Source organism: Campylobacter sp. 7477a (assembly GCF_014892335.1).
Lineage (GTDB): Bacteria > Campylobacterota > Campylobacteria > Campylobacterales > Campylobacteraceae > Campylobacter_A > Campylobacter_A californiensis.
In genome coordinates, this window is sequence record NZ_JADBJH010000009.1 from 74961 (window position 1) to 100675 (window position 25715).

Here is a 25715-nt window from a genome sequence, read left to right on the forward strand (position 1 = left end):
GATATTGGTGGCAGATTATTGCAAAGGAGCAAATATGCAAGTTAGCCTAAATTCAAGCATTTTAACAACGATAAGCGAAAAAACACAAACAAAACAAGATACTCTTTTAAACAAGAACAATGAAGAGAAATTAAAAGAATTCTCTTCAATGAGTGCAAAAGAGCTTTCAAATAGTTATTTTTTACAATTTCAAGCACAAATTTCAGCCCAAACAACATCGAACTCCTCCGCTCAAAGCGCATTAAGCGGTGTGATATCCGGCGTGCCGTCAAATTTATCTGAAATTTTAAGCGGACTTGACCTATCTTCCATCGGATATAACGGTACAGCTATAGATAAGTTAAATGTAGATGAAGCAAGTGCACTAGTGAGCGAAGAGGGTTTTTTTGGTATTACAAATACCGCGCAAAGACTTTCAGGCTTTGTTTTATCTTTTGCAGGCGATGATTTAGAAAAGCTTCAAGCCGGTCGCGAAGGAATTTTAAGAGGTTTCAATGAAGTTCAAAAAGCATGGGGTGGAAATTTGCCTGAAATTTCACAAAAGACTATCGATAAGGCCCTATCTTCTATCGACGAAAAGATCGCTTCTCTTGGTGGAAATGTTCTAAATGTTTCTGCTTAAGGGTCTGTATGTTTAAAATTTTAATATCTATTTTTGTAGTTTTTGCTCTTGGTGGTTGTTCCTTTTTTTACAAACAACCATCTAAGCCAAAAAATATCGTAGTGCAAAAGCCTGCTAAAAGTTCTATCAAAGGTTTTATCAAAGACCTTACTTATGAAGATGGCGGATATTGTTATACTATCATTGCTGTTGACACTAAAAATTCTAAGTTACCTAGCGCAAATTTTTGTGCTAATAAATACTACTATGACAAAGGCGATCTTGTTTACGCGACATTTTTTGGCAGAAACCTTGAGAGCATGCTTCTTATACGTGAAGGAAGTTCTTCTGGAAAAATTTCAGGCATCAAAAAACCGCAAAATACAATCAATGCAAATCGTAAAAATATAAAAACAAAGATAGAAGTACCAAAAGAGGAGCATATATCTTTTTGATTAGCCGTTGATTTACCGTCATTGACTATAATTTCACCAAGCAATCAAAACTAGAACTCCTTTTAAGGGGCTGTGATGGAACTTCGCCCCTTTCCTTATCTTTCATGTTTTTTTGTCATAATTCTTTTTATAAAATTATTTTTTTGCATATTTTCATATTACATTAGCAAGTCCTTTTTCTTAACAAAAGCATATTTGCTCTATATACGGTAAATACACGGTAACAAATTCGTAGATTTTTATGATTTTTTAAGCTTAAAATCAAAAAATCTGTATTATAATGGCTTTCACAATATTTCTTAAAAGGAGACTTAGAAAATGAAATTAGCTAAAATTAGTCTAGCTACTTTGGTTGCTTTAGGTGCTTTCTCAAGCGTTGCTTCTGCTACTCCACTTGAAGAGGCTATTAAAAATGTAGACGTTTCAGGTATGGCAAGATACCGCTATACAAATAAAACTACAGATGATGCAGTTGGAAGCACAACTGGCGCAGGACATCAGTTTAAATTTATAGCTAACTTCAAAGCGGCTATCGATGATAACTTCTTTGGCGTTATAGGTCTTAGATATAACAAGACTGACGATTCAGGCAGAACAAACACTGGAACAGACAAAACAAATGTAAATAATGATAGTAATCTAGGCATCCATCAATTTTACCTAGGATATACTTATGCTAACACTACAATCACAGCAGGTAAACAAACTCTAGGTACATTCTTTACTGATGATGCTATTGGCACAGGTGTTAAGGTTTTAAATAAAGATGTAGAGGGCTTAACTCTAGCTGCTATAGCATTTGATGGACTTGAAAATGATAAGCAAGAGAGTGATGGCGGTCTTTATGATTTTGAAGCAGTAACAGCTAAGCTTCCAGCTCCTATTGCTGGCAGAACACTAGAGCAATATGATGCAGGTAACCTATATGGTGTAGCTGCTATCGGTTCTTATGATCCTATTAGTTTCCAACTATGGTATGCTTCTCTTGAAAACCTAACAGACCTTCTTGCTCTTGAACTAGCAGGTGATTTTGATGTTACTAATGATGTAAATATCGGCTTTAAAGGTCAATTTGTAAATTCTGATGCAAATTCAGATATTAAAAATGCAGGAAAAGCTCTAGGCTTTGATTATAATGACGGTAAATTCTATGCAGGTGAGTTATCTGGCGAATTCTTTGGCGTTAGCGCAACTGCTGGTTATATCGGATATGATGTTAAAAACAAAGGCATGACATCATTTAGCCTAGAAGACCAAGGCTCTTTAATAGATGTTGCTGAGCAATTCTCTGATAAAGTTGGTGATTATACATTAGCTGAAGGTAAAGGTAACTTCTGGTTTGCTAAACTAGGTTATGGAATTGATAAATTTAAATTTAGTGTTGATTATGTAGCTGGTACAGTTAAATACACTGGAGGTAATGAAACAGATTACCAAGAAGTAATGCCTGCTGTAGCTTACCAATACAACAAAAAGCTAAAATTCAGCACATTCTACTCATGGGCTAACTATGATGAAAAAGGTGCATCTGATCGCGATTCTCAAAAATATAGATTTGAGGCTAGATACTCATTCTAATTCACTTAGCTTTATTTAACAAGCTTATGATATAATCCCAAGTTAGTATCCCTAACTTGGGATTTTTAAATTTAGGACATTTAAAAGGAAGCTTATGAAAATTTTTAAAATTTCTTTTTTGGCGTGTGTTTTTGCGGCAAGTGTATTTGGCGCTTCAGAAGTTTACTATATAAGAGCGTATGGAGAGTTTGGCAAAGAACTTGCTGATATGGCAACAAAACAGGCCAATGAAAAAAATGAGAAAATTCAAGTTTTCATCGACGAAGACCCTAGAAAATACAAAGATAACAGGATAGTAAAAATCGGCGTCGATCGCAAAGGTAGATATAGCGCATCTTTAGGAAAAGAACTGTATGAAAAGCAGTGCATGAGCTGTCACGGTGAAAATGCAGACAAACGACCTTATGGATCAACGGCTCTTAAAAATTTAAGTGCCCAGGATATAGAAGACTCTATAATTTCATATAGAAGTGATACGGAATTTGGCAAGGGTGGAAGACTACTTATGCAAACACAGGCCAAGATAGTAAACAACCAAGATCTTGGAGCGATAATCGCATACCTAAAAGGCAAAGATGCATTAAGTGAGCAAGAGGAGCTACAAAATAAACCTGTTTCTACCGAGAAAAAACAAGGCAGCTATTTAAGATAAAATATCTATCGGTAGCTCGCTTTTTGACAACCAATCCTTAAGAGCGTAAAATTTATAATAAATTTATATGAATTTTACGCTATATCTTTAGCTTCCTCACAAACTCCCTAAAAAACCATATAATTAACGGTTGCGTTAAATATTTTATTATATAATTGTGTGATTACACAACAAAGGTATTTAATGTTTGGTTTTAAATCAGTTTTTTTAAGTATGAGTTCAGCGATAGTATTGATGATTATCTTTGCTATCGGAAGTGGCGCGGCAACCATTATTGAGAGTAAGTCTGGTACCGAAGCCGCATGGTTTTATGTATATGGTGCTGGTTGGTTTGCATTTGTGCAGTTATTGTTAGGTATAAATTTAGCCTACAATATTTATCAATATAAGCTTTTAAATGTCAAAAAACTCCCGTCATTGCTTTTTCATGCAGGTTTTATAGTTATACTTATAGGCGCAGGGATAACTAGGTATTTTGGATTTGAAGGCAATGTGCATATTAGAGAAAATTCCCAAACTAATATTGTAACAACAAAAGGCACATACATAAGTCTAAGTTCGTTGGTTGATGGACAAGAGGTTACTACTTCGATACCTCGTTCATTTAACGACATAGTAACAAACGGCTTTGATATAAAGCTCAAGATCGGTCAAGATAGTGCTAATATGAAATTTGTAGAGTATCTGCCAAGCGCCGCATATAGATTTGTCGACGATGAGGGTGGAAGAGCCGTTATAGAGCTAACGATCTCTGATGATGAAAATAGAGAAGATGTATATCTACTTGAGGGCGAAGAAGTCGTTGCAGGTGATATAAGCTTCTTATTTAACACAATGCCAAAATCTAATCAAAAATTTGTTCTTTTTAAACTAGAAAATGGAAAATTTAGCGTTACTTCAAGCATGGAGTTAAGTAAAATTTCAATGATAGATAGTTCTAAAAGTGTGATTAGCCCAGAGAGTGTAAATGAGTTTGAAGAGAAAAATTTATACACGATAGAGGGAGTAAATTTTATATCTAAATTTATTTCAGCTAAGGCAAAAAGAAAGCTCATGGCAAATCAAAACGGCGAATTTGACGTAGTAAACGTGCTTTTAACATATAAGGGTGAGAGCAAAGAAATTCCACTGTTTTATAACCTTATAGAGCCTAGTAAAGCTACAGTCGCAGGTCAGCAGTTTAACGCATCTTGGGGACTTCAACAGATAAAGCTTCCTTTTAGTTTGTATTTAAAAGATTTTGAATTAAAAAGATACCCTGGCTCAAATTCCCCAATGAGCTATGCAAGTGAAGTTGTCGTTAAAGATGGAGATAGTCCAAGTTTTGATTATAGGATATATATGAATCACGTTTTAGATTATGATGGATATAGATTTTTCCAAAGCTCATATGATCAAGATGAGCGCGGAACAATACTATCAGTAAACAAAGACCCCGGCAAGATCCCGACTTATATCGGATACTTTTTGCTTGGCATAGGATTTTTCTTAAATGTAGTAAACCCTACAAGTAGATTTAGAAAGCTAGCAAAACTGATAGATAACGACTCTGTAAAAAAAGTAGCAAGCTTCCTTGTGATCGGGCTTTTTGCTTTAAATTTAACTCAGCTAAAAGCGGCTGACGACTTCTTGCCTCGTATAAGTCCAGAGCATGCCAAAAAGCTTTCAAGGCTTATCGTGCAAAGTCCTGACGGCAGGATGAAACCTTTTGATACGCTTAGTAAAGAAGTATTAAACAAATTTCACAGAAAAGATCGTATCGGTTCACTTGACTCAAACCAAGCAGCGCTTTCCATAATGGTTATGCCGGAGTTTTGGCGTAATGAATTTGTGATCGCACTTGGGTCAAGCAGCGAGTTAAAAAAGGTTTTGGGAGTATCTGAAAATGCAAAATACGCTAGTTTTAACGACTTTTTTAAACCAGGTAAAGATGGCAGAAGCGAGTATAAGCTTACTAAATTTGCCGAGCAAGCTAACCGTAAACACCCTGGCTCGCGTGGCACTTTTGATAAAGATGTGATCAAGATAGATGAAAGGCTAAATGTCTTTTATATGATGTTTATAGGAGAGATATTTAAAATTTTTCCAAAACAAGATGATCCATCAAACACTTGGTACTCTCCTGCATCGGCAATGATGTATTTTTCTCCTGAAGAGGGAAATTTGGTTATAGGCATGATGAGGGATTATTTTACAGCAGTTGATAATGCGGTAAAAACTCAAGAATGGAGTGAAGCGGATAAGGCTTTGGATAAAATTTTTGAGTATCAAAACAACTACGGTTCACAAATAATGCCTGCAAAGCAAAAGATAGAAACCGAGCTTTTGTTTAACAAGCTGCAAGTTTTTGATCGCTTAACACCGATATATTTACTAGCCGGCTTAGTGTTGTTGCTGTTTGTGTTTATAAAAATGTTAGCTCCAAAGCTAAATATCGACAAGATCGTTAAGGTGATATATGGTATAAATTTACTTGCATTTGCAGTTCATACCGTTGGTCTTGGGCTTCGCTGGTATATCGCAGAACACGCTCCTTGGAGTAATGCCTATGAGTCTATGGTATATATCGCTTGGGCGCTTGGTCTTTCTGGTATAGTGTTTTCAAAACGTAGCCCGATAGCTATCGCGCTTACATCTATACTTGCCGGTGTTACGCTTTTTGTTGCACATTTAAGCTGGATGGACCCACAGATAACAACGCTTGTGCCTGTTCTTCAAAGCTACTGGCTAACAATCCATGTTTCTATTATTACAGCTAGTTATGGATTTTTAGGGCTTTGTGCATTGCTTGGCGGTTTTGTGCTTATACTTATCATCATGCAAAGCAAGAAAAAACCAAACGAAGAAATTTCACGCAACATTACAGAGGCTACTCGTATAAATGAGATGGCGATGATACTTGGTCTTAGCTTGCTAACTTTAGGAAACTTTTTAGGCGGTGTTTGGGCAAATGAAAGCTGGGGTAGATACTGGGGTTGGGATAGTAAAGAGACCTGGGCTCTTGTGTCGATACTGGTTTATGCGGCAGTTTTACATATTAGATTTATACCAAAGCTTAATAACCAATACGCCTTTGCTGTTGCATCGTTTTTTGCATACTGGGCGATACTTATGACGTATTTTGGCGTGAATTTCTACTTGGCGGGTATGCACTCGTATGCAGCAGGAGATCCGTTGCCGGTACCGGATTTTATTTGGATCATGATAGGTGTTATGGTGGCGATTACGCTTCTAGCGTATCCAAAACGTAATATCTGTTCAAGACTTTAACATGGGCACACAAAGCACGTTTTTGCTTGTTATAATAGCGATTTTTTTAATCGCTATTATCGTGCTTATGATGGTTTTGATCAAATTTATAAAAAATGACGACATAGAACATAAAGTGGCTCCTAAGTCCGCAAAGCAAGCAACTCCCAAAAAAGAGACTAGCATAAAAGATCTTATCAGTATAGCTTCTGATAGCAAAAAGAGCAAAGATGATCTAGCTATGGTTGTAAGTCAATTTATAGAAGAGTTTAAATTTCCACAAAAACAAAACGGAAAAGCGCCTCAAGAAGCGGGAATATATTTAAATTTGGTTCTTCTTATATGTAGTCATAAAAATGCCGATGCTAAGATAATAACCGCATTAAACGCCGGGCTTAAGAAGAAAAATCCCGAGTATGTCGTCGAGATAGAGGAGTATGAAAGCCAAGGCGTAGAGAATAGAAAAAATAGAGCGAGATAAAAGCTCGTATCTTAACGAGCTTAGATCAAATTTATACCAAATTTTAGGCATACCCCATAAGCTATCGCACTCATAAGTCCCGCGAAAAATCCAGCAACCATATCATCTCCCATAACGCCAAGTCCGCCTTTGACATTTCTGTCTATACGTCCGATAATAGACGGCTTTTTGATGTCAAGTAGTCTAAAAAATAAAAACGATAGCAAAATTTGAGCAAACGTAGCTCCACTAATAGCTATCGCTAAAAATACACCTGCAACTTCATCTATAACGATATGTGAACTATCGTGTTCACCGGTTATTTTTTCATAGCTTTCCACTGCGCTTACGCCAAGCAAAAACAGCAAAATACTAGCTAAAAACAGCGTCGTAGAAGAAAAATACGCAAGAATTATATATGCGCAAACCATACCGGCTAGCGAACCCCAAGTCCCAGGAGCTTTTGGTAGAAGCCCAGTTCCAAAAAATGTCAAAAATAATTTTTGCATGTATCGTCCTTAAGTCATTGATGATGTTTGATAAAGTTTCATTAACTCTTCATAAAAGTCGCGATCGCTGCGTTTTTCAAGAAGACCTGAATTTGGAAATAAATCATCGCATAGTTTTTGAATATCTTTAAACCTATCCGGTAAAATTTGTGACAAAATAAGCGCCGATATATCCGGGCGTATCAAGATAGCAGGCGGCAAAATACCTTGAAAAAGTAGCGTTTTTATAGTGTCTGGATGGTATTTGATGTGATGATGTGCACCATGCGGGCATGTTTTTGTGCTTACAAGAGTTTTGCACTTGTTGCAGTAAACAAGTTCCGGTAAGATGATGATATCCATCTTTAAAGCGTCTTTGTATTTATCAAGTATAGTATGGGCTTCGTTTTGATCAAAAAACATACCTATGCCTGTGTGATTTTGCCCGATAACTAGCTTGTCTGCTCCTAAATGGTGAGCAGTTATATACTCAAGTGTTGGATTTTTATGTGAACTAAAAAGGGTTGTGTTTCTTAACGGAAATATAAAAATCCTGTTTGACGGTAAGTAGTTTTGGTTAAAATACTCAAGCACCTCTTTGCGCAAGTCGTAGTTTATATGACTATCTTGCGTTGTTCTTACTAAAAACACAATAACCAAGTCGGTTTTATCTATTGTCATTCTCACTAGGCGCTCATGTGCTCGGTTAAATGGATCAGCAGTAAGGAAAAGCGCAGTTATCCTCTTTGCATCCGTTTCTTTAATGACCTTTTGAAGGCGTTGTTTTGTCTTTTTTAGCTCTTGGTCATAAATTTCAAATTCTCCGCTTAGGGCGTATTCTCCAAGCCTCATCTGATGGACACTTGTTGATTCATTAGCTAAAAATATATTTTTTTCACTTGTTTGTTTATCTAGTTTAAAAATTTTATCTGCATCCACATGCCCGATTATCTCACCTTTTAGCGATAAATTTACTCTCTCTCCTTGTTTTAAGCTTTTTACGACTGCTTGATTTTCATCGCCAAATGGGGCAAATCCAAAAGAGTAAGGCATCGGCTCACCCTCGAAAAAACCGTATTTGTTCGTTGTTTTTATCTGATCATAGTCCATAAAAGAGCTAAAATTTGAGATGATGTTGTTTTTGATAAGTTCAAGCGTTCCAAACGCTTCGGTGCTTATGGCTATAGTTTTATTTTTTCTTGAGGATATCATATTTTTTTCTTTTCTCCCAAAGTGATTTACGTGAAATTCCAAGTTTTTTAGATAGTTCCGTATCTGGAAATCTATCCTGATATGTGGTTATAATGTGTCTTATGTATTCGTCGATAGTTACTATCTCATCCACGCTAAATCCTTGCGCCTCATTTACTATATCAAGCGTATCAAAAGGCACGGATAGCTCTAGGTCTGTTGTTGAGATGACTATCTTTTTTTTGTATGAAAACGATAAAATTCTCTCTTGTTCGTCATTTTTTAGTAGTTGAAAATTTGAGATATAAAGATGCTCTTTTGGATTTTGTTTTAAAATTTTATCGATCTGGGCTAGTTTAGTTGCCGGACAGAAGATAAAAGGGGTCTTCATCTCGCTCATATAAAGCTGGACAAATTTGTCCGCATAAGGTATTTTTGACGTGCGTATTAAAAGAGGGAGTTTTACCTTTTTGACGTCTATGTCGTCTATTTTGTAGTTGCGAAGAGTGTATTGTATGTAGTCTTCGTAGCTTTGTAAAAGTGCTTTCATGCGTTTGTGTTCTTCAAAATGCCTTATTTTTCTAACGAGTTCTTCAAGCATAAAAGGCTTTTGGATGTAGTCATTTGCTCCCGCTTGTATCGGCTTTAAAACGGTATCATTACTGATATAAGCGATAAGAAGTATGATGATAGCATCTTTAAATTTATCTATCACAGGGTAGAAGTCTTGCCCCGGAAGTGCTGTAGAAAGTAGCACAACATCGAAATTTTCGTATTTAAGTGCGTCTTTGACGTTATTTGTTATCTCGCATTCGTGACCCAAGTCAGCTAATTTACTTGCGATAGAGCCTGCTAGGTAAATTTCATTTTCTACTATTAAAATTTTCATATTTTTGTCCAGTCATAATATTTTAAACTCGCACTTGCTATAACGGCTATGCCTTCGCCACGTCCAACAAAGCCAAGTTTTTCGGTGGTAGTTGCTTTTACGTTTATGCGATTTGGTGTTAAATTCAAAGCGACCGCGATATTTTCCGCCATTTTTCTTTTAAATTTAGAAATTTTTGGTTTTTCAGCCATTATCGTTATGTCTGCATTTACAAGCTCAAAACCAACGCTTTGGACTTTTTTATAAGCCTCTTTTAGCAAAAACATCGAACTTATGTCTTTAAAATTTGCGTCCGTATCAGGAAAAAGCTCTCCTATGTCGCCAAGCCCTGCAGCTCCCAAGATCGCATCTGTTAAAGCATGAAGCGCTACATCTCCGTCGCTGTGAGCCTTTAATCCTAGTTCAAATTCAAGCTTTTCCCCGCACAGCCAGAGCTCTCTGCCCTTTGCAAACTCATGCACGTCAAATCCCGTGCCGACAAATTGTTCAAGGCTAGGAGAGACAAGGTTAAGCCGTGAAAGATCCTCTTTTGTGGTTATTTTTCTAGCTCTTTCATCTCCTAAAATATGCCAAACAGACCCGCCGACCGCTCTTATAGCAGAGCTATCGTCTGTATAGGTAACATCTGTTTCAAGCGCTTGTTTTAGTAAATTTGTGCGCGAAAGTTGAGGGGTTTGTATAAGTTTTACTCTCTCTCTATCGATAGCCTCTTCGCCAAGATAGGCAGTGTCTGCGATCTTAAGTGCAGGAACTACGCAGTCTGCTTGCTTCGCGCCTTCTATGATTTTATTAAAAAGCTCTTTTGGTATCATCGGGCGTGCTATATCGCTTACTAAAACAAATTCGCTTTTTACTAGTGAAAGTGCGTTTTTTAGGCTTTCTTGGCGAGTTTGTCCACCATTTATAAATTTATAATTTGGCGCGAAAGAGGACATATACTCACTCTCTTTACTAACAACTATAACATCTTTAAATGAGTAAAAACCACTCAAATTTTTAGTTGCCACTAGCCAAAGCGGATCAGAACCTACTCTTAGCCATTGTTTTTTTACCGGTAGTCCAAAACGCGTAGAATCCCCGGCTCCAAGCATAATAAGTGTAATATCTAGCAAATCTATCTCCTTGCTTTGCCTTTTGTTTGATATTTTTGGTTTCTTTTAGAAACATTATTAAGATTTTTGTGAGAAAAGGCAAAAAATAAAACATAAAACAACTTTAAAGCATGTTGTTTTAAAGAGTATTTTATGTAAATAAACATCAAAATGTTACGATATTATACATCTATAAAACTTGAATTTTGCTTTGTAAATTTGAAAAGATAGACATAAATTTATGTTAAAGCATAACAGAAGTTAAAATGCAGTAAAATTATCCGATTTCATTTTAGGAAAAATCATGAGAAAAGAGTGGATAAAAGAGCGTAAAAACGATGCTACTCCAACGCAGATGTATTACGCCAAACAGGGTGTCATAACGCCTGAAATGCACCATGTCGCAAAGGTTGAGGGTTTAGAGCCTGACTTTGTTAGAGAGTGTGTAGCAAAAGGACGCATGATAATACCTGCAAATATAAATCACACAAATTTAATCCCGATGGCGATCGGTATAGACGCAAAAACAAAAGTAAATGCAAATATCGGCAATTCAAGTCTTGTTAGTGATATAAACGGCGAGCTTGAAAAGCTTGATATTTGTCTAAAATACGGTGCAGACACGGTTATGGACTTAAGCACGGGAGGCGATCTTGACGAGATAAGAACGGCGATAATTAAAAATTGCAACGTTCCTCTTGGCACTGTTCCGATGTATCAGATCATACATGATGTTTGCGAGATAGAAAATTTGACCATAGAAGCGATGCTTGAAGTGATCGAGCGGCAGGCAAAACAAGGTGTTAGCTATTTTACGATACACGCCGGGTTTTTACTTAAATTTATGCCGCTTATATCAAAGCGTAAAATGGGCATAGTAAGTCGTGGTGGAAGCCTTATGGCGACTTGGATGATGCACTACCATAAAGAAAATCCTTTTTATGAGGCATTTGATCAAATTTTAGATATCTGCGCTAAGTATGATGTTGCTCTTTCTTTAGGAGATAGTCTGCGTCCAGGCTGCTTGTATGATGCAACTGATGAAGCGCAGTTGAGCGAGTTAAAGGTACTTGGCGAGCTTACGCTTAGAGCATGGGATAAAAACGTGCAAGTTATGGTCGAAGGTCCAGGACACGTGCCGTTAAATCAAATCGAATACAACGTCAAAATTCAGCAAGAGTGGTGTCATAATGCACCGTTTTATGTGCTAGGTCCACTTGTTACTGATATAGGTGCTGGATATGATCATATCACAAGTGCTATAGGTGGGGCTTTGGCGGCATCTTATGGTGTAGCTATGCTTTGTTATGTTACTCCAAAAGAGCATCTTGGCTTGCCAAATGCCGCTGACGTAAGAGACGGTATAATCGCCCATAAGATCGCAGCGCACGCAGCCGACATAGCTCGCGGTAGAGCAGGAGCGATAGATCGCGATCATGCAATGAGCGATGCTAGATATAATTTTGACTGGAACAAGCAGTTTGAACTAGCGCTTGATCCTGATAAGGCAAGAGAGCTGCATGACGAGAGCTTGCCTCAAGATGTGTTTAAAGAGGCGCACTTTTGTTCTATGTGTGGTCCAAAATTTTGTGCATATAAAATTTCAAGAAAGATAACGGAGGAAAATAATGTTAAATAAAGAGGAAATTTTAAAGCGCCTAAAAGGCGTTATATATCCTGGCTTTGAAAAAAGTATTGTGGATTTTGGCTTTGTAAAAAGCGTTAAAGAGGGCGATCCGATAGAGGTTGACGTTGAGATAGTAAGCTCAAATCCTGAGATGGTAAAAGAGCTAAAAGAGGATATTAAGCGTGTTTTAACACCGCATGTGGCGATTATTCGTATCGCTCAGCCAAAGATACCTGATGAGAAAAGCAACTCAGTTAGCGGTAAAAATATCGCACCTCAGATAAAAAATTTCATCATGGTTAGCTCTGGTAAAGGCGGCGTTGGCAAGTCAACCACAACTTTAAATCTAGCTATATCTATGGCTAAACTTGGTAAAAAAGTGGGAATTTTAGATGCTGATATTTACGGTCCAAATATCCCTAGAATGTTAGGCGAGACACAAACTCAACCGCAAGTTATCGGCAACAAACTAAAGCCTATCCTTAGTCACGGTGTTGAGATGATGAGTATGGGTGTTTTGATGGAAGAGGGTGCTTCGTTAATTTGGCGTGGCTCTATGATAATGAAAGCGATCGAGCAGCTACTAAAAGACGTGCTTTGGAGCGAGCTTGATATATTGTTCTTAGATATGCCTCCAGGAACCGGTGATGCGCAACTAACTTTAGCTCAAAGCGTGCCTGTAACTGCCGGAGTATGTGTTACTACACCTCAAGTTGTTGCACTTGATGATAGTAAACGCGGACTAGATATGTTTGAAAAACTACATATCCCAATCGCAGGAATAGTAGAAAACATGAGCGGTTTCATCTGTCCTGATAACGGTAAAGAGTATGATATCTTTGGCAAAGGCACAACAGAGGCTATAGCTAAAGATTATAACACTCAAATTTTAGCTGAAATTCCTATCGAGCCGGCAGTGCGTGTAGGTGGCGATAGCGGTAAGCCTATAAGCTTTTATCAGCCTGAAAGCATAACTGCAAAACGCTACGAAGAGGCAGCTAAAAAGCTTTGGGAAGAGATAGAAAAGATAAATAATGACGGCGGTGCCGATAACTCTGCTATACAGCCTGTAATGGATGGACAGTCAGCTTGCAGTAAATAATACTTTTAAGCTAATTAAAATTCTAAGTCGACACCGGATTTGCTTGACTTAGAATTTTGTTACCATTTTTCTTTCATATAAATTTAAATTTTACTCTCATTTTTCAATCATCAATCTTTTATACAAAATTTGCTAAACTCTTTTAAAAAATCAGGAAGCAAAAATGTCAAAAATCGAAATAAAAACAGCCAATGAATTTAAAGAATTTTGCGAAACCCTAAGAGCAAGCAAAGGCTATAAAGACCCGATCGCTTTTGGTATCGCAAGGGTCGATAAAGGCCAGCTAGATCAAGATAAGATCTTGCAAGCAAGCTATGCGGCCGTAAGTTTTAAGGAAAATTTTTTAAGTGCGGCAGCTATTATCTGGGCTTTGAGCGAAGATGGGATAAGTGTTGATTTTAATGGCAGTGAATTTGTGGCGGAATTTAGCCAAAGAGCAGCAAAAAAAGCATGGAAACTTCTTGGTGTGTTTAAAGATGAGATGCAAACACATAAAAATGTTGAGGTGGTTTATAATGTAAAACACGCTCTTGAAGAGCAAAAAAATGTTGGTAAATTTCGTGTTGTTTTTATATTTGAAGATACAAAACCGTTAAGTGTAGAGGTTGTTTACCTTAAACTTTATCTGCTTAGTTTACAAAAAGCGCCACTTAGAAGTCTTGTGCTTGATGGAGCATTTGGTGTGCTGCCAAATGTCGCTTGGGATGCAAACAGCAAACCGATCGAGCTTGAATGGTTACGTCAAAACGAGGTAAATTTAAAGATGAACGGTGAGTATCCTACAATAGTTAGCGTAGATAAATTTCCAAGATATTTAAGTCATATCATACCTTGTGATAACACGAGAATCCTTGATAGTGCAAAGGTTAGGATGGGTGCTTTAATAAGCGCAGGAACAACCGTTATGCCTGGAGCTGCGTATGTGAATTTTAACGCGGGAACTACAGGAAGCGTGATGATAGAAGGGCGTGTAAGTAGTTCGGTGGTGGTTGGCGAGGGAAGCGATATCGGTGGAGGAGCTAGCATACTTGGCGTCTTAAGCGGAACAAATGGCAACCCAGTAAGTATCGGTAAAAACTGCTTGCTTGGTGCAAATTCGGTTACCGGTATACCTCTTGGAGACAAGTGCATTGTAGACGCAGGCATAGCTGTGCTTGAAGGAACGAAAGTGTATATAAGCAAGGAAGAGCGCGGTAAATTAGCCCTGATAAATCCTGAGTTTAAATTTGAAAAAGAAATTTATAAAGGTCTTGAGCTATCTGGAGTAAGTGGACTTCACTTCCGTCAGAATAGTCAAACAGGACAAATCACCGCTAGTGCAAGTAAAAGAGCAATAAAGTTAAATGAGGCGCTTCATTAAAATTTAGCTGAGATTTTTGATAAAGGATAGAGATGAAAGTTGGTATTTTGTTATATGACAAGGTAAATTTGCTAAATTTTGCTCAGATACATAGTTTTTTACGCACTTTTGAAAAAATAAGTGTAAAAACTTATGCTTTTAAAGCCGAGATTATTGATGAAAGCGGGATAAGGCTTCATCCTGAAATTTATGGAGAAAGTCTTTATGGTATAGATATGATGGTTGTTCCTGACGGTATCGGAGCACTTAGTCTAAGGTATGATGAAATTTTTTTATCATGGGTCAGGAGTGGCTCTAGCGCTAGAATAAAGATGTGTTTTGACCTTGGAGCATTGGTATTTGGCGGAGCCGGATTTTTAATCGGTAAAGAGGCTTGCATAAGAGGCGGATACAAAAATGCACTTAGCGAATACTGCATGGTAAATGAAGCAAAGCTTTGCGATGTTGACGGCGTGATAAGTGCAAGCGAATGGGGTGAGGAGACAAGGTCTCGCTTGGTCGAAATTTTAGGTTAGTTTTAAAATTTAGAGTCTGCCCTGACTAAAATCAAAGCGTTTTTTATCGCTTTGATCTGTGGTCAGGCAAGATATGAAGTTATTCTACGGTTACGCTTTTTGCTAGGTTTCTTGGCATGTCTACGTTGTTGCCAAGTCTTATTGAAATTTCAAGAGCAAAAATTTGAAGTATTATCATCATTTCAAAAAACTCGCTCATAGGGTGTTCTTGCTTGCTTGTTTTTATAAAATCATCGCTTAGCTCAAACTCATTTGGGCTTATGGCTAGTATGTAGGCATCCCTTGCTGCAAGCTCTTCAACATTGCTTTTTGTCTTTTCATAAAGCGTTGTTTGAGGCATTAGTGCGATAGTAAATAGCCTATCATCGGCAAGTGCTATAGGGCCATGTTTCATCTCTCCTGCAGGATAACCCTCCGCGTGTAGATATGAAATTTCTTTTAGTTTTAATGCCCCTTCAAGAGCTAGCGGATAGAATATATCTCTTCCGATAAAGAAAAATCCATGTCCATGCAGATAATGTTTTGCAAGACGGTGAATACGCTCTTGCAAGCTATTGTCGATATTTAAAATTTGAGGTATATGAAGTAAGGTTGAAATTTCAGTATCAAGCTCGCTTTGGCTTATGCTTTTTTTTGCGCTTGCCATTTGCAAAACAAGCATCCAAAGTAAAACGATCTGTGTTGCGAACGCCTTTGTGCTAGCCACGCCTTTTTCTATGCCGGCTCTAGTTAGAAGAGTTGTGTCGGCAAGACGCACGATAGACGAGTTATCAACATTACATATCGCTAAGGTTTTAAGTCCAGCCTCTTTTGCGATCTTTAAAGCTTCAAGTGTGTCGGCTGTTTCGCCGCTTTGAGAGATAACGATAAATAGAGAATTTGTGTTAAGCTTAGGCTTGCGGTATCTAAATTCGCTGGCAAATTCGACCTTAACCCTAACGTCTGCTAAACGCTCAAAAAGATAGCTTGCGGTAAGTGCCGCATGATAGCTTGTGCCACAAGCGCAAAGCACGATGTCGTCGATATTTTTTAGATATTCATCGGTTAAATTTTCAAGACAAATTTTACCGTTTTTAACGCGTCCCATTATGGCTTCGGAAACAACGGTATTTTGCTCGTAAATTTCCTTTTCCATGAAAAATCTATAACCCTCTTTTTGGGCATAACTTCTATCTTTTGGTAGTGTTGAAAAGTGTGGAGTTATCTTTTTTCCGTCTTTGTAAATTTCAATACTATCTATACTTACTACACCGTAAGCTTTATCGTCAAGATATGAAACCTCTTTTGCAACGCCGATTAACGGAGCATCCGAAGAGGCAAAGTAAATTTCGTTTTTATCGTTTTTGCCGATGGCAAGAGGTGCAGCAACTTTGGCAAAGAAAATTTTATTTGGCGCTGTTTTGGTTATAAGTAGCGTGGCGTAAGCTCCGTGAAGTCTTGCGATTGTTGCTTCGTAGGCTTTGAAAGGATCTTTTATATGTTTTAAGTTCTCTTCAAAAAGATGAACTATGACCTCGGTATCCGTTTGACTTAGAAATTTTACGCCTTTGCCCTCAAGCTCTTCTTTTAACTCTTTGTAATTTTCAATAATGCCGTTATGAACAACAAAAGAGTGCTCGCCAAGGTGCGGGTGAGCGTTGATCTCGGTTGGTTTGCCATGTGTAGCCCATCTTGTGTGACCTATAGCTACACCAAGACCGCTTGAGCTAAAATCTTTGGTCTTGTCGGCTAGATTATCAAGCTTGCCAACAGCCTTAAAATAGCTTATCTCATCCTGGCTCATGACAGCCATGCCCGCGCTATCATATCCGCGATATTCAAGCTCTCTAAGTCCGTCTATGATTATATTTCTTTTTTCGTCTTTTCCGATATATCCTACTATTCCACACATATTTTACTCGCTTATTAATAGTTTTAAAATTTTTTCGGCATTATAACACAGCTCATCGTTTTTTTCTATTAGGAAAAGGTTGCGTGTGCGATTTTTGATAGTTTGCACCTTTGCGCTTGTGATCTTAAAGTTCATTTTGCCAAATACACTCATCACGTATGCCATTAACCCTCTTTGATCTTTGGCGTTTATATTGAACCTTGCGTATTCGTTTGAGTGGTTTATGTCAAAAGTTATCTCATCGCGGCTTATCTTAGGGGATTCAAGCTTGATGTTTTCATTACTATGAAGTGCCTCATCTGCCTTTACTTTTAAATTTAAGAGTTCGCTATTTTTTACATTTTTGTTAAATTCCAAGCGGATGAAAAATTTATCGTCAAACAACTCATAAATTTCCATATATGCAAGATCGTAAGCAGCCAAAACTGCAAGTAGGGCGGATAAATTTAAATTTTCGTTTGAGATGATTTTTACACTTAAGCTTTGGTTGTTTAAGACGTCCATTTGAGTTGATGTTAGGTTATACGCACGTTTTGCTATGTTTATGATATCGACCACACTATGTTTTGCAAATAATAAATTTGATGAAATTTTAAGTAGTTTTGCTTTTATAGCATCATCAAGCCTTTCAAATTCCTCGTTTCTTTTTATACTATGTTCTTTTTTTACACGCCTTGTTGCTTCATCAAGTAGCGTCTCATCGTCAAAGCTCTCGTATGATAGGTCGTATAGTTTTTTGAGTAGCTTTGCCGTGTATGGGGTGTAAAGTGTTTCGCTAGTGGCATTTATGACACAGTAACTAAGAATGTAAAGAAGCTTTAAATTTTGCTTTTCTGCTAGCTTTGATATGAAGCCAAATATCACGCGTTGCGAGTAGATGTCCTCTCTGTTTGCGATGTTGCTCATTAGAGTATGATACTTTATCAGTGTGACACCCGTGTTTGTCGCTTTTGCGCTAAGCTCTAGCTTGTTTGCGTATGCGCGGAAGATATTTGAGCCAACTACGCTGTGATCGCCACTTACACCCTTGCCGACATCATGCATTAAAGTGACCATTTTGAGCATTATGCGACCTTCGGCACAAAGCTCGCTGTATAAATTTTTTATAAATTTATCTTTTATGTTTTCAAGGTATTTGACACTAAGAACGCTGTGTTCATCAACGGTAAAGTTGTGATAACCGTCGTATTGTGCAAGTTGCGATATGTGCTCCATCGGTTTTACTAAAATTTGGATGATCTGGGCGTCAAGCAAGGCTTTTAAGATACAATAGGTATTGTTTCTTGCAAATATCTTTTTAAAATTCATTATCGCTTTTTCTAGCTCAGGTTTTGTTATGATCGCCCTTTTGATGTAGAAAATAGTGCTTATATCAAATTTATAGTCTATATCTTTTAGGGATAAAAGTTCTTTTATGAGCTTGTTTATACCAACTGGTTTTTTGTGCGTTGGCGTATAGACTATGTTTTGTATCTGATATAGTCCGTTTGAAAGTCTTGCGGCTCTTCTTTGAGTGAAATTTAGCTCGCTTTTAAACATAGGTCTGCAAAGCGACGCTGCCAAAAAGCGTGAGTATATCGCGATATTGTTCATATTGCTAAGCATTTTTTGGCTTATTATACTATCGGTATCTTGTGTCTTTTTGGACTTGGTTTGCATTAAATTTGTCACTTCGTCTACGCTTGAAGCGATAAAGGTATCGGAGTTTTTGGTTAAATTTAGAGCTGATTTTAGGCTCATTAAAAAGTCGGTGTTTAGATTAAACTCGCTAATTTCTTTCTCGTCCATAAACTTAAGAGCTTGAGTTCTTATCGAAACCTCGCTGTCAAGGCAGTTTAGTATGCAGTTTAAGTGCCAAATTTCATCACTTCCGCCAAAGCCTGTTTTTAGATTTGGCTCTTGCTCTAAGTATTTTATGTTTTCAAACGGTAAAAACGGCTTTAAATGATAGCTTAAAAACTCAAGTTTATTGTGCTCTTTTGCAAGTTGAATTTGGGTTTTTGCCATCCTGTAGATACTTTTTGAGCCACAGATATATCTTACCCATGAAATTTCACTTTTTACCTTTATATCGTCTTTGTAATGTAAAAAAAGTTCATCTATTTCTATCGTTTTTATCTGTAAATTTATAGAAGAAGAGTGGAGTAGTTCGATGAAAGTTTTGATAAAATTTTTGATGTTATATCCGCGAATATTTTTATAAACAATTAAAATTTCAAAAGCGGAATCAACCGAAACCAAGCCTTGGGCGTATTTGTTTGTAGCTAAAATACTAAGACTAAATGCATCTGTTTCAGGCGCAAAGTCGCCAAAATACTCTTTTACCAGTGCATTTAGGTATGTTTTTATAAAGTCGTCATTTTCTTTTATCAAAAAATTTACAAAATTTCTACCTTGGTTTTTCTGGAAAAATTTTGTCATTTTCTGACGTGACTGAGCAAAGGTCTCATCTGCCTTGATTATTAATTTATTTTGTTTTATATCCTCGATACTATACATAAACTAAAGCTCTCTTTAAAATTTGTAAGCGCTAATGATATTAAATTTTTGCAAAAACAAAGCTTTATTTTCATATAATCACCAAACTAGTTTAAGCTTTAGGAAAAGAAATAATAATGAATTTGATTAAAAAACTTGAGTCCGGCGATCGTATAAACGCCGAGGAAGCGCTTGGACTTTATGAACTTGATCTATTTGATTTAGCAAAATTTGCTGATGCTAAAAGGCGTCAAATGCACGGTAAAAAGGTCTTTTTTAACATAAATCGCCATATAAATCCTACAAATATCTGTGCTGACGTCTGTAAATTTTGTGCATTTTCCGCGCATCGCAAAAATCCAAATCCTTATAAAATGAGCCACGAAGAGATAATGCAAATCGTAGACGAGAGCGTTAAAAATGGAGCCAAAGAGATACATATCGTTTCAGCTCATAACGCACAAAGCGGCTGGCAGTGGTATTTAGAAATTTTTAAGAAGATTAAGTCAAAACACCCAACTATCCATGTCAAAGCGATGACTGCGGCTGAAATAGACTTTTTATCACGCCATTACTCCCTTAGCTACGATGAGGTTATAGAAAAGATGCTTGAATACGGCGTAGACAGCATGCCTGGGGGCGGGGCTGAAATTTTTGCCGAAGATGTTAGGGCTAAAATTTGCAAAGGAAAAGTAAGTAGCCAAAATTGGCTTGAAATTCATAAAAAATGGCACGAAAAAGGCAAAGAAAGCAACGCTACGATGTTGTTTGGTCATATAGAAAGCAGGGCTGACCGTATCGATCATATGCTTAGAATTCGTGATTTGCAAGATATTACGGGTGGATTTAATGCATTTATACCGCTTGTGTATCAAAGGGAAAACAACTATCTTAAAGACGTGAAATTTTTGGGTTCGGTTGAAATTTTAAAAACAATGGCGATCTCTCGTTTGGTGCTTGATAATATGCCTCACATCAAGGCTTACTGGGCTACTTCGACATTAAATTTGGCCATGATAGCTCAGGAATTTGGAGCTGATGATCTTGACGGCACTATACAAAAAGAGAGTATTCAAAGTGCTGCTGGAGCCGCAAGCGCGCATGGGGTTACTTTAAAAACTTTTTGCGACTTGATAAAGACTTCGGGCTTTATCCCTGTTGAGCGCGATAGCTTATATAACGAAATAAAAACTTACTAATCACAAAAAAGGAGCTTACATTGGACTTTTTTAAACTAGCGCAAAATAACACAAGTGTAAGGCAAGAATTTAGTGCGGGGCTTACGACATTTCTTGCTATGATGTATATCGTGCCTGTTAATGCTATCATTATGAGCAAAGCAGGGCTTCCCATGGATGCACTTATTACCGCGACCGCGCTCATTACGATATTTTCAACTATATTAAACGGACTTTGGGCAAACACTCCTGTTGCTATGAGCGTAGGCATGGGCTTAAATGCTTATTTTACCTTTGGACTAGTTATCGGCATGGGCATGGCATGGCAAACAGCCCTTGGAGTAGTTTTTTTATCAGGTATCATCTTTGTTGTTTTGTCTTTTACAAATTTTAGAATCTGGGTTATAAAGTCCATTCCTCTTGATCTTCGCCGTGCTATAAGCGCCGGTATCGGAACGTTTATAAGCTTTATCGGTCTTCAGCAAATGGGTATTGTAGTAAACAGTGACGTGGTTCTTGTAGGACTTGGAAATTTAAAAGATCCGCAAGTGCTTTTAGGTATCGCCGGGATATTTTTTGTCGTGGCTTTTTGGGCTTGGAAGATAAGAGGTGCTTTTATCTTGGCGGTATTTTTAACATCTGCTTTGGCATGGGCAGTAGGTATCTCACCTTATCCTAGCGAGTTTATTTCACTTCCCGCGTCTATGGCTCCGATATTTTTAGAGCTTGATATAAAGAGTGTATTTTTTGATGTAGCAGGGAATTTTACATTAGCGTTTTTGCCGGTTATTGTGGTGTTTTTTGTTACGGATCTATTTGACTCAGTCGGTACATTGACAGGCATTGGTACGCGTGTTGGAATGTTTGATGAGAGCAAAAAAGACGGTGTTGAAAAACTTGAAAAAACATTAGAAGCAGATGCTGTTGCTACCGTTGTTGGCTCTATGATAGGAGTTAGTACAACAACATCTTTTGTAGAAAGCACAAGTGGAGTTGAGCAGGGCGGCAGAACCGGTCTTACGGCTGTTTTTTGTGGTTCGTTTTTCATCCTTACGCTTTTTATGCTACCGTTGTTTAAGGCTATACCTGCAAATGCGATATATCCGGTACTTGTAATGGTCGGCGTGCTTATGTTTACTGAGCTTGGAACGGTAAATTTTAAAGATACGGCTGTTAGTATAGCGACATTTTTTATCGTTGTTTTGATGCCACTTACGTATTCGATCACAAATGGTTTGGCTTTTGGTTTTATAGCGTATTTGATAGTTAAGTTGTTAAAGCGAGAATTTGAAGATATCAGTCTTGGCGTGATAGTTCTTGCCTTTATTAGTTTTATTATATTTTTAGTTCATTAAAAAAGGAAATTTATGTTTTATTCTTATGAGGAATTTGCACTTGATGTGCAAAAAATGGCAAAACAAATAAACGATGAGTTTAAGCCTGAAGTCATACTGGCTATAGCACGCGGTGGACTTACTTTAGGTCACTCGTTAGCAGTTGCGCTTGAAAACAGAAATTTATTTACACTAAATTCCATTCACTATGACAATACAAATAAACTAGACACTATCGACATCTTTAATATCCCAAACCTTACCGGATATAAGAAAATTTTATTAGTAGATGATATTATCGATAGTGGCGAAAGCATGGTTGAGATAAAGCGAGAATTGCTTAAAATCTATCCTGATTTGGAGATTAAAATCGCTACTGTTTTTTATAAACAAAAGGCACTTTTATTGCCTGATTATAGAGTCAAAGAAGCGACGGAGTGGGTCGAGTTTTTCTGGGATATACATATTTAGTGGACTAAACTTGTGGCACGAGCGAATCTTTACTTGATGTATGTAGCCGCAATTCTTGCGATGTGCGTCATGTATGCCACACAACCTATCCAGCCGCTCTTTGAAAAGATGCTTGAAATTTCACGTTTTCAAGCATCACTTTTTACAACATCTTTTTTGGCTCCACTTGCCGTTGCTTCTATAGTTTATGGATATTTTTTGGAGAAATTTTCCATAAAAAACGTTTTGTTTTATGCCTTTTTATCATTTGGAATTTTAGAAATTTTATTTGCTCTTTCAAGCGGTTATTATTTGCTCATTTTTATACGAGGAATTCAAGGACTTATCGCTCCTGCCGCACTTACAGGCATAATGAGCTATATCGCGCAAAACAGCCCAAGCGGCGAAGTAGGGCAAAATATCGGCAGATATGTCGGGGTTACTATTATCGGTGGATTTATAGCGAGGTTTTTATCCGGGCTTTTTACCGATATTTTTGGCTGGAGATTTTTCTTTCTTGCGCTTGGAATTTCTCTTCTCATGCTAGCTTTTGCGATACAGAAAATATCTCAAGACGGCAGCATAAATTCGATAAAGCCTACCTTGCATGATGCTAAAGAGGTTTTTAAGATAAAGCATAATTTTTACATTTGCGCCTCGATATTTTTTGTATTTTTCTCTTTTCAAGCCATACTTAGTTTTGTTCCGTTTTACATGATGAGTCTTGGTGAAAATTTTAGCGGTTCAAAAACGGGCATGATGTATCTTGGTTATGTTGTGGGAGTTTTGATAGCGTTTAATGTTAAAAACATCGTCAAATTTTTTAAAAACCCTTTTTTAGCGGTTCTTATCGGCATATTGATCTTTATCCTAAGTATTTTTATGTTTTGGTCTGATAACTATATCGTTTTATTTACGGCGATGGTTGTTGTTTGTATAGGAAATTTTATAGCGCATTCTGTGGCTTCAAGCACCATAAACGCCAGAGCAAAGCAGTATAAAGCCATGACGAATGGGTTTTATGTGAGCTTTTACTATACCGGCGGTGCACTTGGCAGCTTTGCCCCTAGTTTTATTTATCAAAATGGAGGATGGAGTGCATTTTTACTACTTTTGACATTCATGCTTTTAGCAGCTATAATCTTTATGGCTATTTTGTATTTTAACGACATTAAAAAAGAGAAAACTGCATGAGATTTTACGAAAGTTCGTCCAGGGTTAGAAATTTATTTATAATCTGCCTATTTGAGCTTGCTTTGTTGTTGTATTGTGGATTAAATTTAAGCATTAGTTATTATGAGGCAAGACTTTTTTTTCAAAGTAATGAGATTATAGGATATTTAGTTCGCGCAAGTTGTGCCATTTTTGGACAAAACGATCTTGCTTTGCGCCTTCCAATGATTATTTTACACGCATCAAGTGTCGTTTTGCTTTATAAATTAAGTAAATTTTATCTCAAATTTGAGCCGGATCGCATTATATGCACCTTACTTTTTATGCTACTTCCTGGCACGCTTGCTAGTGCTTTGGTGTTAAATAATGCAGGGCTTTGTATATTTCTAACACTTGCCATACTTTATGCTTTTCATGCCGGATATAACAGAATTTTTTATGTATTATTTTTTGCTTCGTTTTTTATAGACGGCGACTTTTTGATACTTTACTTGGCATTTTTTATATACGGTTTATATAGAAAAAACGCCTTTTTGTCATGGGTTGGAGCTTTGTTTTTTTTGGCTAGTTTATATGTTTTTGGTTTTGACACCAGGGGCAGGCCAAGCGGACACTTTGTGGATACGTTTGGGGTCTTTGCTGCAGTTTTTTCACCATTTGTTTTTATCTTTTTTGTCTATACTCTTTATAGAATTTGGATAAAAGAGAAAAAGGATCTTTTGTGGTTCGTTTGTATCTGTTCGTTTTGTTTTTGCATGGTTGTTTCTGTTCGTCAAAAGCTTGAACTGGAAGAATTTTTGCCTTTTTGTATCATTGCAACACCGCTTATGGTTAGGGTGTTTTTTAATTCATACCGCGTTCGTTTACCGCAATTTCGCAGAATTTACAGGCTGATAACTGCACTTATCCTTGTGTTTTTGGGATTAAACTGGCTATTTTTGATTTTCAACCAAATTGCTTATAAATTTATAGATGAGCCAAATAATCATTTTGTTTATAAATTTGATGTTGCTAGAGATCTTGCAAATAGGCTCAAAGAGATGGGTTTGGATCAAATTTATACCGAAGATAGCAAATTGACCTTAAGACTTAAGTTTTATAATATTAATGTAAGCAATAGCAGCGATACAATTCTTTTAAATTCGCGTGATTATAAATTTGCAGATGTGAAGATTAAAATTTTTGATAAAACTATAGCTGCATTTGATATAAGAGAAAGAGATGCAGTTGGCAAGTAAAAGAGCCTTTACCATGATCGAACTTGTTTTGGTTATAGTTATAGCCGGTATCTTAGCGGCTCTTGCTGTGCCTAGAGTTAAGCGTGATAATTTACGCGAGGCAGCCGAACAGATAATTACACACATAAGATACGCACAACATTTGGCTTTGCAAGATGATAAATTTAAATTTGACAGCAAAGGCGATCCACAAAAAGAGTGGTATAAAAAACGCTGGAATTTAACTTTTAATAATACCTCTGTAACCAATTGCAATATTGACAAGAAAAATAAATCAAGTTGGAAATATCATATATATCATGACATAGCAAAGGATGGAACCGGGAATTTAAATTCCGTGTCGGAAGCAGCTAGTAATATAATAAAAAACGGACATCTTTTAAGCGCAGGTTGGCAAGGTATTTCTAAAGTGGCTTGTAAAAAAGTCGACCAGTCCTTAAACATAGGAAAGAGATATGGAGTAACAAATGTTACGCTTGAAGGTAGTTGCGGAAGAAATAGATCGCAAACTATATCTTTTGATGAGCTAGGAAGACCTATGCGCACAGTAAGTACTACTAATGGCGGCGGATCAGCAAGGGGATATGATAGGCTTTTAAAAGATAGTTGCAGGATAAATTTATCAGATGGAAGTTCAACGGTTAGTATATTAGTGCATCAAAACACTGGATATGCGTGTATTTTAGACCCTTCTACAAACCAATGTAAGAAGTAG

The 25715-nt window shown here is 37.1% G+C and carries 22 protein-coding genes; 16 read left to right on the plus strand and 6 right to left on the minus strand.

The window, feature by feature from the left end; all coding sequences use genetic code 11:
• The first annotated feature begins 34 nt into the window (after nt 1–34).
• The 6 genes from CCAL5182_RS05865 to CCAL5182_RS05890 all read left to right on the plus strand — a co-directional run bounded on the left by CCAL5182_RS05865 (nt 35) and on the right by CCAL5182_RS05890 (nt 7016).
• The gene (locus CCAL5182_RS05865; RefSeq protein ID WP_336610493.1) at nt 35–622 is read left to right on the plus strand and encodes a hydrogenase-4 component G; all 588 of its coding nucleotides are present in this window, start codon (nt 35–37) and stop codon (nt 620–622) included.
• A gap of 8 nt (nt 623–630) precedes the next feature.
• Nucleotides 631–1056, plus strand: coding sequence for a hypothetical protein (locus CCAL5182_RS05870; protein ID WP_336610494.1), 426 nt, complete (start codon nt 631–633; stop codon nt 1054–1056).
• Nucleotides 1057–1374: 318 nt separating this feature from the next.
• Nucleotides 1375–2634 (plus strand): major outer membrane protein, encoded by a 1260-nt coding sequence (locus CCAL5182_RS05875; protein WP_336610495.1) that lies wholly within the window; start codon nt 1375–1377, stop codon nt 2632–2634.
• A gap of 94 nt (nt 2635–2728) precedes the next feature.
• A complete protein-coding gene (locus tag CCAL5182_RS05880; protein WP_169937815.1) occupies nt 2729–3286 on the plus strand; it encodes a c-type cytochrome in 558 nt (185 codons plus the stop codon).
• Between the two features lie 183 nt (nt 3287–3469).
• Nucleotides 3470–6556 (plus strand): cytochrome c biogenesis protein CcsA, encoded by a 3087-nt coding sequence (gene ccsA, locus CCAL5182_RS05885; RefSeq protein ID WP_336610496.1) that lies wholly within the window; start codon nt 3470–3472, stop codon nt 6554–6556.
• A 1-nt stretch (nt 6557) separates the two neighbouring features.
• Nucleotides 6558–7016, plus strand: coding sequence for a fatty-acid--CoA ligase (locus CCAL5182_RS05890; protein WP_336610497.1), 459 nt, complete (start codon nt 6558–6560; stop codon nt 7014–7016).
• A gap of 20 nt (nt 7017–7036) precedes the next feature.
• Here CCAL5182_RS05890 and CCAL5182_RS05895 read toward each other — a convergent pair whose 3' ends face one another.
• From CCAL5182_RS05895 to CCAL5182_RS05910, 4 genes are read right to left on the minus strand one after another with little or no spacing between them, the layout of a single operon-like run.
• Entirely contained in the window at nt 7037–7504 is a 468-nt protein-coding gene (locus tag CCAL5182_RS05895; protein WP_336610498.1) for a phosphatidylglycerophosphatase A family protein, read from the minus strand.
• Between the two features lie 9 nt (nt 7505–7513).
• Nucleotides 7514–8695, minus strand: a complete 1182-nt coding sequence (locus tag CCAL5182_RS05900) for a sulfate adenylyltransferase (RefSeq protein WP_336610499.1) — start codon at nt 8693–8695, stop codon at nt 7514–7516.
• Entirely contained in the window at nt 8673–9563 is an 891-nt protein-coding gene (locus CCAL5182_RS05905; RefSeq protein WP_336610500.1) for a response regulator, read from the minus strand. Before CCAL5182_RS05905 ends, CCAL5182_RS05900 begins: the two co-directional genes overlap by 23 nt.
• On the minus strand, nt 9560–10675 hold the full coding sequence (locus tag CCAL5182_RS05910; protein ID WP_170016789.1) for a bifunctional 2-C-methyl-D-erythritol 4-phosphate cytidylyltransferase/2-C-methyl-D-erythritol 2,4-cyclodiphosphate synthase: 1116 nt from the start codon (nt 10673–10675) through the stop codon (nt 9560–9562). The genes CCAL5182_RS05905 and CCAL5182_RS05910 overlap by 4 nt, the downstream gene beginning before the upstream one ends.
• A 283-nt stretch (nt 10676–10958) precedes the next feature.
• On the opposite strand from CCAL5182_RS05910, the gene thiC reads away from it, so the two are divergent.
• From thiC to CCAL5182_RS05930, 4 genes are all read left to right on the plus strand, one after another.
• The gene (gene thiC, locus CCAL5182_RS05915; RefSeq protein ID WP_169972221.1) at nt 10959–12293 is read left to right on the plus strand and encodes a phosphomethylpyrimidine synthase ThiC; all 1335 of its coding nucleotides are present in this window, start codon (nt 10959–10961) and stop codon (nt 12291–12293) included.
• Nucleotides 12283–13383 (plus strand): Mrp/NBP35 family ATP-binding protein, encoded by a 1101-nt coding sequence (locus tag CCAL5182_RS05920; RefSeq protein ID WP_169937830.1) that lies wholly within the window; start codon nt 12283–12285, stop codon nt 13381–13383. Before thiC ends, CCAL5182_RS05920 begins: the two co-directional genes overlap by 11 nt.
• Before the next feature lie 163 nt (nt 13384–13546).
• The gene (locus CCAL5182_RS05925; protein ID WP_336610501.1) at nt 13547–14743 is read left to right on the plus strand and encodes a tetrahydrodipicolinate N-succinyltransferase N-terminal domain-containing protein; all 1197 of its coding nucleotides are present in this window, start codon (nt 13547–13549) and stop codon (nt 14741–14743) included.
• 32 nt (nt 14744–14775) lie between these two features.
• The gene (locus tag CCAL5182_RS05930) at nt 14776–15258 is read left to right on the plus strand and encodes a hypothetical protein (RefSeq protein ID WP_169937834.1); all 483 of its coding nucleotides are present in this window, start codon (nt 14776–14778) and stop codon (nt 15256–15258) included.
• A gap of 79 nt (nt 15259–15337) precedes the next feature.
• Here the strand turns inward: CCAL5182_RS05930 and glmS are convergent, their stop codons facing one another.
• Nucleotides 15338–17149, minus strand: a complete 1812-nt coding sequence (gene glmS / locus CCAL5182_RS05935; protein WP_169972219.1) for a glutamine--fructose-6-phosphate transaminase (isomerizing) — start codon at nt 17147–17149, stop codon at nt 15338–15340.
• A 3-nt stretch (nt 17150–17152) separates the two neighbouring features.
• Nucleotides 17153–19648, minus strand: a complete 2496-nt coding sequence (locus tag CCAL5182_RS05940; RefSeq protein WP_336610502.1) for an HD domain-containing protein — start codon at nt 19646–19648, stop codon at nt 17153–17155.
• Between the two features lie 113 nt (nt 19649–19761).
• Between CCAL5182_RS05940 and mqnE the strand changes: the two genes are divergently transcribed.
• Genes mqnE through CCAL5182_RS05970 form a run of 6 tightly spaced genes read left to right on the plus strand, consistent with a single transcriptional unit; the run spans nt 19762 to nt 25715 of the window.
• Nucleotides 19762–20826 (plus strand): aminofutalosine synthase MqnE, encoded by a 1065-nt coding sequence (gene mqnE / locus CCAL5182_RS05945; RefSeq protein WP_322619297.1) that lies wholly within the window; start codon nt 19762–19764, stop codon nt 20824–20826.
• 20 nt (nt 20827–20846) lie between these two features.
• Nucleotides 20847–22160, plus strand: a complete 1314-nt coding sequence (locus CCAL5182_RS05950) for an NCS2 family permease (protein WP_336610503.1) — start codon at nt 20847–20849, stop codon at nt 22158–22160.
• 12 nt (nt 22161–22172) lie between these two features.
• Nucleotides 22173–22610 (plus strand): phosphoribosyltransferase, encoded by a 438-nt coding sequence (locus CCAL5182_RS05955; RefSeq protein WP_169937844.1) that lies wholly within the window; start codon nt 22173–22175, stop codon nt 22608–22610.
• A gap of 12 nt (nt 22611–22622) precedes the next feature.
• The gene (locus tag CCAL5182_RS05960; RefSeq protein ID WP_336610504.1) at nt 22623–23783 is read left to right on the plus strand and encodes an MFS transporter; all 1161 of its coding nucleotides are present in this window, start codon (nt 22623–22625) and stop codon (nt 23781–23783) included.
• The gene (locus tag CCAL5182_RS05965) at nt 23780–25000 is read left to right on the plus strand and encodes a hypothetical protein (protein ID WP_336610505.1); all 1221 of its coding nucleotides are present in this window, start codon (nt 23780–23782) and stop codon (nt 24998–25000) included. Before CCAL5182_RS05960 ends, CCAL5182_RS05965 begins: the two co-directional genes overlap by 4 nt.
• Nucleotides 24990–25715 carry a pilus assembly FimT family protein gene (locus CCAL5182_RS05970; RefSeq protein WP_169937850.1) on the plus strand — a complete coding sequence of 242 codons (726 nt, stop codon included), beginning with the start codon at nt 24990–24992 and terminating at the stop codon, nt 25713–25715. Before CCAL5182_RS05965 ends, CCAL5182_RS05970 begins: the two co-directional genes overlap by 11 nt.